The 11,129-nt window shown below is 64.9% G+C and carries 9 protein-coding genes; 7 read left to right on the forward strand and 2 right to left on the reverse strand.

The genetic code is table 11. The features are described 5' to 3' along the window. The first annotated feature begins 284 nt into the window (after positions 1 to 284). From ABS772_RS06160 to ABS772_RS06170, 3 genes are all read left to right on the forward strand, one after another. Positions 285 to 1,040, forward strand: a complete 756-nt coding sequence (locus ABS772_RS06160) for a hypothetical protein (RefSeq protein WP_350392984.1) — start codon at positions 285 to 287, stop codon at positions 1,038 to 1,040. Between the two features lie 142 nt (positions 1,041 to 1,182). Beyond that, complete coding sequence (locus ABS772_RS06165) at positions 1,183 to 1,497, forward strand: hypothetical protein (protein ID WP_350392986.1); 315 nt, start codon at positions 1,183 to 1,185, stop codon at positions 1,495 to 1,497. 115 nt (positions 1,498 to 1,612) lie between these two features. Then, complete coding sequence (locus tag ABS772_RS06170) at positions 1,613 to 1,909, forward strand: hypothetical protein (protein WP_350392988.1); 297 nt, start codon at positions 1,613 to 1,615, stop codon at positions 1,907 to 1,909. Positions 1,910 to 2,086: 177 nt separating this feature from the next. Here the strand turns inward: ABS772_RS06170 and ABS772_RS06175 are convergent, their stop codons facing one another. Further along, positions 2,087 to 2,809, reverse strand: a complete 723-nt coding sequence (locus ABS772_RS06175; protein WP_350392989.1) for a DUF4145 domain-containing protein — start codon at positions 2,807 to 2,809, stop codon at positions 2,087 to 2,089. Positions 2,810 to 3,629: 820 nt separating this feature from the next. Between ABS772_RS06175 and ABS772_RS06180 the strand changes: the two genes are divergently transcribed. Continuing rightward, complete coding sequence (locus ABS772_RS06180) at positions 3,630 to 6,119, forward strand: PAS domain-containing protein (RefSeq protein ID WP_350392991.1); 2,490 nt, start codon at positions 3,630 to 3,632, stop codon at positions 6,117 to 6,119. A 42-nt stretch (positions 6,120 to 6,161) separates the two neighbouring features. On the opposite strand, the gene ABS772_RS06185 is transcribed toward ABS772_RS06180, so the two are convergent. After that, entirely contained in the window at positions 6,162 to 7,052 is an 891-nt protein-coding gene (locus ABS772_RS06185) for a Crp/Fnr family transcriptional regulator (RefSeq protein WP_350392993.1), read from the reverse strand. A 319-nt stretch (positions 7,053 to 7,371) separates the two neighbouring features. On the opposite strand from ABS772_RS06185, the gene ABS772_RS06190 reads away from it, so the two are divergent. Genes ABS772_RS06190 through ABS772_RS06200 form a run of 3 tightly spaced genes read left to right on the forward strand, consistent with a single transcriptional unit; the run spans position 7,372 to position 10,762 of the window. Then, positions 7,372 to 9,270: a sensor histidine kinase gene (locus ABS772_RS06190; RefSeq protein ID WP_350392995.1), complete on the forward strand. Its 1,899-nt coding sequence runs from the start codon at positions 7,372 to 7,374 to the stop codon at positions 9,268 to 9,270. Between the two features lie 2 nt (positions 9,271 to 9,272). Next, on the forward strand, positions 9,273 to 9,719 hold the full coding sequence (locus tag ABS772_RS06195; RefSeq protein ID WP_238257963.1) for a response regulator: 447 nt from the start codon (positions 9,273 to 9,275) through the stop codon (positions 9,717 to 9,719). Next, positions 9,716 to 10,762 carry a sensor histidine kinase gene (locus ABS772_RS06200; protein ID WP_350392997.1) on the forward strand — a complete coding sequence of 349 codons (1,047 nt, stop codon included), beginning with the start codon at positions 9,716 to 9,718 and terminating at the stop codon, positions 10,760 to 10,762. The genes ABS772_RS06195 and ABS772_RS06200 overlap by 4 nt, the downstream gene beginning before the upstream one ends. Positions 10,763 to 11,129: the final 367 nt, after the last annotated feature.

An 11,129-nucleotide genomic window follows, 5' to 3' on the forward strand; every position in this document is an offset into this window, starting at 1 on the left:
CGCCTGTTAGCTTCCCCGATCTGGCCTTCCGGCTACCCATGGCAGCGGCCATGCAGTAGCCTCTCACTCGGCTCGGTCCAAAATACCGGTCAGGTCATATCGACGCCGCGATTGCCGGCCTGCCCTGCGATCTTGAGACCACCTCCGCACCTGTCAATTCGGTCGAAGAGCCCTCACGCGCTCTCCAACACCACGGTTCCTTAAAGCGCGATTTGGTAACAGGGCGCCGCTCCGGGCGTGTGCGGAAGTCTCAAGCGCGGGACAGAAAAGACCGTTACGAACGAATGGCTTATCGCCACTCTCAGGTCATATCGGCGACTGCGCCGCTTGCCGCACCTTTAGCAAAACAGCCCACACCAATCCCCGCCAACTCCAACACCCCTAACACTCCCTCGACAACCAAGGGGAAAAGCGCTCAGACCAAAGGCAGGGCGAAGGAAAAGACCCGCACGAAAAAGTCACGCGCGCGATTCCACGCCACCTGGGAGGAGAGTGGGGAGCTGACGAAACTCGACTATATCAACGCAGCCGGCGCGTTGCGTGGACAGCCATTCGCCTGGACCCTCAACCTCTCGCCGGATGTGGAGCAGGCGGCCAACGACAATGAGCGCGGGCCACTCGACTACGTGAGCCGCCGCGTGCGCCGTCATCTGGACCGCGAGCCGATGCTTCAGGGCGCGGCCTTGCCGCTTTGGATCGTCATCGAGACGACGGACAGCGGGCGCCTTCATCTCCACGGCGCGATCTTCCTCGACAATTCCGAGTTCGCCCCGGCGATCCGACGGGCGCTGAGTAGGGCAGGGGGCGCATGGGACGCCAAGGCCGGTGAGGAATACCAGACCGATCTCGCCCCGCAGCGCCATCCCGACATCTGGGCGGCCTATCCGCTTAAGCGCCAAGGGCGAACACGTCGGCATGTCCGGGACGCGCGGGCGCTGAAGCATGACGCCCCGGTGCCTATCGCGACATGGAGCCGAGAGTTAGTTGCTGACGCCAAACGCTTGCTTGAGGAAGAACGAAGGGCCATTGGCCGAAGATAAGTAAGTGCTGACTTATCATTACTTGATTTCATGAAAATTTATGTTGACTAACTAACGTTCAAGCGTCATTAGCACTTCGCCGACAGAGAAGTCGCGACCCGCGAACCGGCTCGGCATCTGGGGTTTTCCTATGCATTCGCAGATGATCGAGGCCGGCGATGTTCACGCCGACCTTTGGGAGGGCTTGACCTTTTTGGGTCGGTGGATCGCCGGCCCTGAAGACGTGACTATCGGAATCCACGGACAGTACGGCTTGTGCGCGATTTCGCACCACGGCTACGAAGATCAGATTTTGTGGGTGACGACGGTCCCGATCTGTCGGGCGGATCACCCGACCCGCAACGCCCAGCCTCACGCGCTCGATAAGGCGCAGAGCAAGATGCTCAACGACGTGCTGAGCGCGGTGCTGAACGCAACCCTCCCCGACGACGAACTGAATGGGCTGCTCGCGGCTTGAGCTGCTTCGCAGCATAATATGCTGCAGTGCACATACGTTGCCTCAACTCGCCATTGGATTTTCCTAGAAACATGCTGTCTCTGGGAAGTCCCTCAACGAATCAGGGACACCCGAATTGATTTCCGACAACGAACTCATCAGCCGCGCGATGGACGCGTGGTTTCAGTCTGGACGCGCTGGACTGCCGAGTGAGGCATCTTCCGTCTACGAGGTAGATGGTCAGCGCTATGTCGAACTGGTGAACCCGAGCGGCACGCTCGCGGTCTATAGTGTCGATGGTGCTGGGCACTTAGAGCAGCTTGGGCAGTGGCCGAAGCGCCCAACTACCTCACCTGCGCACGGCAGCTTCACCGTAGACGGAGGTGTGCGCTTCATCGATGAAGAAGAAGACCGGAGGCCGAGCCGCATCTAGCGCGCTACAGCGGCCGGCAATCCCAAGGCCCCGGCTGAATACGCCGGGGCCTATCCGCTTTTGCAGGCCTTTGATCAGTGCGCGTTGGCAAATCTGTATAGCTTTGGACATCCAGCGTCAAAATCCATCAGCCTGTATGTTGAACAAACACAAAAGACAATATTTTGTCAATTATCTTTATGTACGTCTGAGGGCTTCGAGCCGGGAAATCAAATCATCGTGCTGATAAACCGCCTTCAGAAGCTCCTTTGCAACCTCGATTGCTAAGCTGGCATGTGCCTCAGAAATGTCATCGTAGGTTTTAGCCTCGATATGAGCAGCATCGTTACCTAGCAATCGCAAATGATCCGCAGCAGCTAGAAGCGACGGCGAGACAGTAGCATGCTGAGATAATTTTGATATTCGGTCCTTTAGATTATTTCCAGAAGCGCCTTTGTCTTCACAGAGCAGTTCTAGCGCTCTTCTTACCATAATTGCGCTGGCCCTGTACGCCCCCGCGCCATGGCAGGAGATTGCTTCCACCATCGTCTCGCGCATATTTTCAGGAATACGGCTCGAATTGAAGTCAATCAGAAGTGACGGCGCAAACCAAAGTGGATCAACACCGAGACTTTTTCTGTAGCCCACAAAAGTAATAAATCCATTACATTCTAAATTTGGACACCGACGAATCCCCGTCACGTACTTGACTGTTCCTTCATTCAAATATCCGCCGTTCTTATACCACTTGCCCTTCTTGGAGTACCCGGCATCACTAACATTAGCAATTCCTTGAAAAGTACCTTTATTCCCGCAATGAGGACACGTGATTGCGATTGGAAAAGCTGGCGCAATATCATTAAATTCGTCGGGCGAATGTATGTTTCTATTATGTGGCTTGAAAACGACATCGTCAGACATGGCTGTGGCTTAGCTCATCGTTGAAGCGCATCGGAAACATAGACCCGTACGCAAGAGTGCGGAAGCGTAACAATCCACAGCCATTCCAACGTAACAATTAGGAATTTATACTTACAGCGTATCGTTGATTTCATTATGGAATTTCGTGTTTTCCAGAATTCAATCCTCTCTCGCAGCACCATTTTCCCCGTCACTCAGCGGCCGACGCCTCCGTTACCGCTCCGATCCTTGGTGAGCCGTCCGGTGTCGAGAAGCGATGGGCTCCCATAAAAATCTAGGACTTCGGTCATAGGTGTGCGGCGGGCTCGTTCACGGGAAACGATGCGCGCCTCAGCGCGTCCCAGTGAACTGACACGACGGCCGCCGAAGGGAACATGAGAGTATTTTCTTAAATTATCACACTATTCGTTCAATAAGATTCTCTGTCATTGCAACAGTACGATCTCGTCCCAGCCTTCGCGCCAGAAACCTCCACAACGATGCGCGGACCCGGCCTCCGGGTCGAAACGGCAGCGTTTGAGGCGAACGGACGTTCCTGGTTTACGCACTGGGCAAGGCCTCGATCTCCATATCATCTGATGCCGGCTTGCTGGCCACCATCTTTATGGCGTCCGAAGGGGCACGAAATCTGTGCTCGTGCGTTGTGAAGCAAGTGACAATGCCTCGGAGAAAACTTTCTCCGGCTCGGCGATAGGCTGACTGTATTTTTTAGGTCGTTTTTCGCAGCTGGAGGATATGGAATAGCCTTGTTTTTCTGAAATTAGCCTCCGCATGGGATATATTTGCAGATCATCCCGTGCGGTAACGCACGACTTTTTCAATGATCCTTTTCCGGCTCACCCCAGCCTGGCCAGATCGGCATCCCGATCAGCGCGGTTCGCATGATCTGCGTCGTGGCTGCGGGCCGTGTCGGACCCTTTCTGCGCATGGTTCGGTCGATGCGGTGCGTCGCGGCACGGCCGGTGCGGGAGTCCAACCGATGAACGCCTCAGCGAGATGTCAGGGCGAACCATTGCATCGTGTGCCAGACCTTTCGGCGATCGAACGCGTCGCGGCCTTGCCGGCCATGCTCGACGTCATGTGGCGCGTCACCGGCCTCGGGTTCGCGGCCGTCGCGCAGATGACTGAGGATGCGTGGCAGGCCTGCGGCGTCAGGGATGAGGTCGGCTTCGGTCTGCGGGAGGGCGACCGTCTGCGCGCCGACACGGTGCCCTGCTGGGACGTCTGGCGACACCGCCGGCCGGTCGTCATCGACGATGCGGGGCTTGGCCGCGCCGTCCGCCGGCTCCCCCGTTCGGAGCGCCTCGGTTTCCGCAGCTACATCTCCTTTCCGATCGTTCTGCGGGACGGGAGCGTCTTCGGAACGCTCTGTGCCGTCGGCGCGAGGCCGGCCCGATTGGACCAGCCGGAGATAGGGGAAGCGTTCCGGCAATTCTCCGAGCTCATCGGGCTCCAGCTCGACGCGTTGCAGCGACCGTCGGAGCCCGCCGGCGATCCGCGCAAGGACGCCGTCCCTCCGTCTTCGACGGACAACGACACGCTCGCCGCCTCGATCGAACACCTGCCGATCGGAGCCGAACTGTTCGGGTCGGAGGGCCATGCTCTGATGGACAACCCGGTCCTGCACCGGCTGCTTCAGCGGAGTCCTGCGCCCGGCGCCGACGCCGGTGCGGCCCCGCGATGGACCGGATACGCGGCGGACGGCACGATCCTCGATGCGCACGACCATCCCTTCGCGAAGGCGCTGCGCGGCGACGTCGCCCTGCGCACGCGCTTCCGCCACCGAACCGACGACGGCTCGGAGCGCTGGACGCGGATCAGCGGGCTGCCCCTCGGACGTCCGGCCGCGCGGGCATGGCGTCCGAGCGCATCGGAACCGGCTGTGCTCCTCATCGTCGAGGAAGAGAACGAAGCCGGGCGGACGGCGCAGGCGCTGCGCCGGAGCGAGGCTCGGATGCAGGCGGCCGCCGACCTCGTCGGTCTGTCATCCTACAGCTGGAACCCGGCCACGGGAGCGCTGACCTGGGACAGGCGTCTCAAGGCGATCTGGGGGCTGCCGCCCGACGCGCATGTCGATCGCGCCGTCTGGATGTCGGCCGTCCACCCAGAGGACCGCGCGCGGGTGGAGGACGCGCTCGCCCGCTGCTGCGACCCGGCCGGGGAGGGCGTCTACACCCTCGAGCACCGGGTGATCGGGATCGGGGACGGAGTCGAGCGCTGGGTCGCCACCCACGGTCGAACCGAATTCGAGGACGGCCGTCCCACGGGCGTCGTCGGCGTCGCCCTCGACATCACGGAACGGAAGCGGGACGAGACGGCCCGGCACGAGCGCGAAGAGCGCTTTCGGCGGTTTGCCGAGCATTCGACCAACGTCCTCTGGCTCGCGAACCTCGAGAGCCGGCGCCTCACCTATCTCAGTCGTGCCATTCGGCATGTCTGGGGCGTCGCGCCGGAGCGATTGCGGTCGATCGACAGTTGGCTCGCGACGATTCATCCCGACGACCGCGACAGCGCGAACCGCACGGTCGAGCAGGTCGGGGATGGCGACGTCGTCGTCCTGGAATACCGTATCCTGCGCCCGTCCGATGGCATCGTCCGGCGGATCCGCGACACTTTCTTCCCGATCCGGAGCGAGGATGGCCGCATCCGCCATATGGGCGGCATCGCCGAGGATGTGACCGGCCGTACCGGCGCGCGGATCTACGTGGTGGACGAGGACGCGGCGTCGCGGCAGGCGCTACTCACGTTGCTGCAGCCGGCCGGCTACGAAGTTCAGGTCTTCGCGAATGCCACCGCGCTGGCGGAGATCGCGGGATCGCTGCAGCCGGGCTGCGTGATCCTCGACATCGAGGCCGCCGGGCCCGAGAGTCTCACGGTGGCGAAGGCGCTCAAAGCCGGCCGGCTCGCCCTGCCCGTGCTGGTGATCGGTCGCAGCCACGGCGATGTCGGCCTTGGGGTGCGCGCGATGAAGGCCGGCGCCGTCGATTATCTCGAAAAGCCGTGGCAGCCCGCGGCGTTGTTGACCGCGGTCTCGGCGGCCTTGGCCGAACTGCGCACCGACAGCGAGCGCAGCCAGGCACGCGACGACGCCAAGCTGCGCATCGGGGCCCTGTCGGCCCGGGAGCGGGAGGTCTTGGAGGGGTTGCTGGCCGGCGGCACGAACAAGTCGATCGGCCGCGCCCTCGGCCTCAGCCCCCGCACCGTCGAGATCCATCGGGCGCACGTCATGGAGACGCTCGGCGTCAAGACCCTGCCGGAAGCCGTGCTGATGGCGGCCAGGGCCGGGGTGCAGCCCACCGACAGCCTCTGACACAAGTCGTCGAGACCCTCGCCGTCCGTCGCGCCGGAGCCGTCACGCCGCCGGGCGATCGCTGGCGGAGGGTCGCAGGGGCGTCGCGGCGGGTTTGAGATACGAGGCATCGTACTCGGCCAGCGTCCTGAGACCATCGGGCCTGAGGATCGTCAGCCTGCGGCCGGAAAGCTCGATCAGCCCGTCGCGGCGCAGCTTCTGCAGGACGCGATTGACGTGCACGCACGACATCCCGAGCGTGTCGGCGAGATCGGCCTGCGTAATGGGAAAGCTGTACTGGTTCTCCGAGGCGAGACCGGTCGCGCGCAGCCGCAACAGCATCTCGCATAGGAAGTGGGCCAGACGCTCCGGGCCGGACCGGGAGCCGAGATTGGTGATCCACTCGCGCAACGTCGCGGCCTCCGTCAGCCGGACCATCTGCAGCGCGCGGGCGATGCGCGGACGTCGGCGGATCAGGTCCTCGTATTCGGAGCGCGGGATCAGGGCGAGGCGGCAGGCGGTCAGCGTTCCGACGGCGCAATCGAGGGGCAGCCGGAATTCGAGATCGAGTTCGAACAGGTCACCGGGCAGAAGGTAGGCCGTGATCTGGCGTCGTCCGTTCGTCAGGAACTTGTAGCGGCAGGCGAAGCCGTCGAGGACGAGGATGGCGCACTCCGGAATGTCCGCTTGATGGAGGAGCGGGGTCTGCGCCGGATAGCGGCGGCCGCTCGCCGCCAAGCCGTCGAGTTCGCGGATGTCGCCGGGCGTCAGCTCCACGTAGGTCGCGAGCTTACGCCGGAACGGATCGCCGGCCTCGGGGTCGCTCGACGCGAGCCTGAGCGGTTCCTCATGGACGTGATGAGGATCGGCAGCCTGTCTCTCATCGGGCGGCGCGTGAACCGGCGCGGGCATGGGAAGGGTGGTGACGAGGCGATTCGGCTGAAGTGTCCGCATCCGTATCCGGTACTCATCGCTCAGATTGCCGGATTATGCGGCCCTTCGTCCATCACCGCATCCGGCACTCACCTAAGGTGGTCTCACAAGATCGGGAGGTTGTGCGCAACCGACGACGCCCGGGGCTCGAGGAATCTTCGCCTCACGGAAACGCGCCTCGGATCACAGGCCGACGCGATGGCGTCCCACGCCGGAGCGATGTAGCTTCATCCGGTCTCGGGCGGTCCTGCGCGCCCGGCTCGCATCGCTGCGACCTGCGGAGCCGATCCGGCGACGCCCGCGACGCGCAACCGTTCGGTCCCCGAGTGTCGATACGACGATGGTTCCTACCGGCTACAACCCGGCTCTCGTGGCTTTGTCCCTCGCCATCGCCGTGCTCGCCTCCTACACCGCGCTCGACCTCGGCGGACGCATGCGCGGCGCCGGATCGGGATCGCGCTGGGCCTGGCTCCTCGGTGCCGCGCTCGCCATGGGCGGCGGGATCTGGTCGATGCATTTCGTCGGGATGCTGGCCTTCGAGATGGGCCTTCCCGCCGCCTACGACCTCGGCGACACGCTGCTGTCGCTCCTGATCGCCATCGGGGTGACCGGCGCGGCCCTGGCCTGGGTCGGCCGCAGGGAGGCCGGCCGCTGGGACGTCCTCGTCGCCGGCCCCGTCATGGGAATCGGCGTGGCCGCGATGCATTACACCGGGATGGCCGCGATGCGGATGCCCGGCAACCTCGCCTACAGCGTGCCCATCGTGGCCCTGTCCGTCGGGATCGCCGTCGCGGCGGCGACCGTCGCCCTGTGGCTGACGTTCCAGCCGACGGGCGTCTGGCAGCGTTTCGTGGCCGCCCTGGTCATGGGCGTGGCGGTGGCCGGAATGCATTACACCGGCATGGCGGCGGCAACGATCAGCGCAGAGGATGCGGGAGCCCATTCCGCTCATCTCGCGGCGACGAGCATTGGTCAGCAGAACCTCGCCCTCTACGTCGCGGGCGTCACCTTCGTCATCCTGTTCCTCGCCATGCTGGCCTCCGCCTTCGACCAGCAGCGGGTCCAGGGCGAGTTGCGGGCGAGCGAGGAACGGTTTCGAGCCGCCGTGCGAGCCGTGCGCGGCGTGCTGTGGACCAACGATCCGCAGGGACGGATGGCCGGCGAGCAGCCCGGCTGGGCCGCGCTGACCGGGCAGAGCCGCGCCGAGTACGAGGGGTTCGGCTGGGCCGACGCCGTCCATCCGGACGACCGGCAGGCGAGCGTCGAGGCCTGGAACGCGACGGTCGCCAGCCGCGGCACCTTCGTCCACGAGCACCGCGTGCTGGCCCGGGACGGGCTGTGGCGGCACTTCTCCATCCGCGCGGTCCCCGTGCTGGACGCGCAGGGCGCCATCCGCGAGTGGGTCGGCGTCCACACCGACATCACCGAGCAGCGCGAGGCCGAGGCCGAGCTGCGGGAGTCGAACGAGGAGATCCAGCGCTACGCCTACATTGTCAGCCACGACCTGCGGGCGCCGCTCGTCAACGTGATGGGCTTCACGAGCGAGTTGGAGGCGGTGCGCGAGGAGCTGCGCGAGCTTCTGCGCGATCATCCGCAGGGCGCGCGGATCGACGACGACATCGCCGAGGCGCTCGGCTTCATCCAGGCGGCGGTCATCAAGATGGAGCGGCTGATCGCGGCGATCCTGAAGCTCTCGCGGGAGGGGCGGCGCCGGTTCGATCCGGAGCCGCTCGCGATGACGCGCCTCGTCCGCGGCATCGCCGATGCCCAGCGCCATCAGGCCGACCGAAAGGGGGCCACGGTGACGGTGTCGGATTCTCTCCCCGACATCGTGGCCGACCGTCTGGCCGTCGAGCAGGTGTTCGGCAACCTCATCGACAACGCCCTCAAATATCTCGATCCGGCCCGGCCCGGTCAGATCGCGATCACGGCGAGATCCGCGCCCGGCAACCGGGTCGGCTACGCCGTCACCGACAACGGCCGGGGCATCGCACCCCAGGATCACGGCCGCATCTTCGAACTGTTCCGGCGCTCCGGCGCGCAGGATCAGCCGGGGGAGGGGATCGGGCTCGCCAGCGTGAAGGCACTGGTGCGCGCTCTCGGCGGCCGGATCGAGGTCTCCTCGCGGCCGGGCATCGGAACAACCTTTGTCGTGACGCTGCCCCGCGAGCCGGTTACAGGCCGAGGCGAGGCGGCGACGTCGAATCCACCCGAGACGATGTCCCTGGCCGCGGAGTGACCATGCAGCCGCCCTTCCATGCCGTCAGCATCGTGATGATCGAGGATGACGAGGGTCACGCCCGACTGATCGAGCGCAACATCCGCCGCGCGGGTGTGAACAACGAGATCGTGCCCTTCCGCGACGGCACCACGGCGCTCGAATTCCTGTTCGGTGCCGACGGGACCGGCGAGGCGAGCGGCCGGCGCCCCCTGCTGATCCTGCTCGACCTCAACCTTCCGGACATGACCGGCATCGACATCCTGGAGCGAATCAAAGCCAACCCGCACACCAGGCGCTCGCCCGTCGTCGTCCTGACGACCACCGACGACAGCCGCGAGATCCAGCGCTGCTACGATCTCGGCGCCAACGTCTACATCACCAAGCCGGTCAACTACGAAGGCTTCTCGAACGCCATCCGCCAGCTCGGGCTGTTCTTCTCGGTCATCCAGGTTCCCGAGAACTCATGACCGACACAGGCCCGGCCTCGGCCCGCATCCTCTATATCGACGACGATCCCGGCCTCGGGCGCCTCGTGCAGCGCTCGCTCCGCGCGCGGGGCTATCACGTCGAATTGGCCGAGAGTGGCGAGGCCGGGCTGGCGCGGGCGCAGGTCGGCGGCGTCGATCTCATCGCCCTCGACCATCACATGCCCGACCGGACCGGGCTCGACCTGCTGCCGCGGCTCCGCGCCCTGCCGGAGGCGCCGCCGGTGATCTACGTGACCGGCTCGGAGGACAGCCGGGTCGCCGTGGCGGCCCTCAAGGCGGGCGCAGTCGACTACGTCTGGAAGGATCTCCAGGGACAGTTCCGCGAACTGCTCGGAGAGGCGATCGATACGGCCCTGCGCCAGGAGGCGTTGCGGCGTGACAAGGAGCGGGCGGAAGCCGCCGTCCGCGAGGCGCGCGACCGGGCGGAGCTTCTGCTGCGCGAGGTCAACCACCGGGTCGCCAACTCCCTGACTCTGGTCGCCGCGCTCGCCCGGATGCAGACCAACGCGGTAGCGGACCCGGCCGCCAAACAGGCCCTCGAAGAGATGCAGGCCCGCATCTCGGCCATCGCCGGCATCCATCGCCGGCTCTACACCTCCGAGGACGTGGAGGCGGTGGAGCTCGACGCCTACCTGGCCGGGCTGGTCGAGGAGTTGCAACTCGCCATGAAGGCATCCGGCCGCGACCACGCCATCCGGCTTCAGGCGGAGCCGATCCGGCTCGCCACCGACAAGGCGGTGTCCCTCGGCGTCGTCGTCACCGAGCTGGTCACGAATGCCTACAAATACGCCTACCCGTCCGAGACGCCGGGCGAGATCCGCGTCGAGGTCACGCGGGACGGGCCCGATACGCTGCAGCTCGCCGTCGAGGACGACGGCATCGGCTGGACGGGGGAGGGCGAGGCGAAGGGCACCGGCCTCGGCTCGCGCATCATCCGGGCGATGGCCTCCAACCTGCGCTCGGCCCTGACCTACGTCCCCGGCCGGATCGGAACGCGGGCCGTGCTGTCCTTCCAGATCTGACGCCCGTCGATCGTTTCGACGGGTACAGGCGAGGTTCCGGGACCGCCGGCGGGTCGACGAGTGACCGAGCGGCAGGCGTATCCCGGATGCTCGCTCCGGATGGAGGCTCGGAGCGTCGTCTCGAACGATGTTTTCCCGTCCGGTGCGATGAACCGCGCCGCTCGACTCAGGTTACCCGAACGACAGGACTGCTGCCTGTTTCTCCCAAGACTTCGACCCGCCCGGCCCGCCGGTGCGGGCTTCTTTTTGGGGAGGGCTCGGTGCGGGGGCCACTGGCGGGACGGATCTCGGATCCGGTGTCTGGCTGACGAGTTCGGTCCAGTCCCCCACCCCGAACCCCTCCTCGCAAGGGGGAGGGGTTCGGGGT

Origin of the sequence: Methylorubrum podarium, assembly GCF_040270385.1 — a bacterium.
Lineage (GTDB): Bacteria > Pseudomonadota > Alphaproteobacteria > Rhizobiales > Beijerinckiaceae > Methylobacterium > Methylobacterium podarium.

Coding starts and splice junctions, on each gene's coding strand:
- ABS772_RS06185 (WP_350392993.1), bottom strand. CDS start 7,052: ATGCGGACACTTCAGCCGAATCGCCTCGTCACCACCCTTCCCATGCCC.
- ABS772_RS06175 (WP_350392989.1), bottom strand. CDS start 2,809: ATGTCTGACGATGTCGTTTTCAAGCCACATAATAGAAACATACATTCG.
- ABS772_RS06165 (WP_350392986.1), top strand. CDS start 1,183: ATGATCGAGGCCGGCGATGTTCACGCCGACCTTTGGGAGGGCTTGACC.
- ABS772_RS06180 (WP_350392991.1), top strand. CDS start 3,630: ATGATCCTTTTCCGGCTCACCCCAGCCTGGCCAGATCGGCATCCCGAT.
- ABS772_RS06200 (WP_350392997.1), top strand. CDS start 9,716: ATGACCGACACAGGCCCGGCCTCGGCCCGCATCCTCTATATCGACGAC.
- ABS772_RS06190 (WP_350392995.1), top strand. CDS start 7,372: ATGGTTCCTACCGGCTACAACCCGGCTCTCGTGGCTTTGTCCCTCGCC.
- ABS772_RS06195 (WP_238257963.1), top strand. CDS start 9,273: ATGCAGCCGCCCTTCCATGCCGTCAGCATCGTGATGATCGAGGATGAC.
- ABS772_RS06160 (WP_350392984.1), top strand. CDS start 285: ATGGCTTATCGCCACTCTCAGGTCATATCGGCGACTGCGCCGCTTGCC.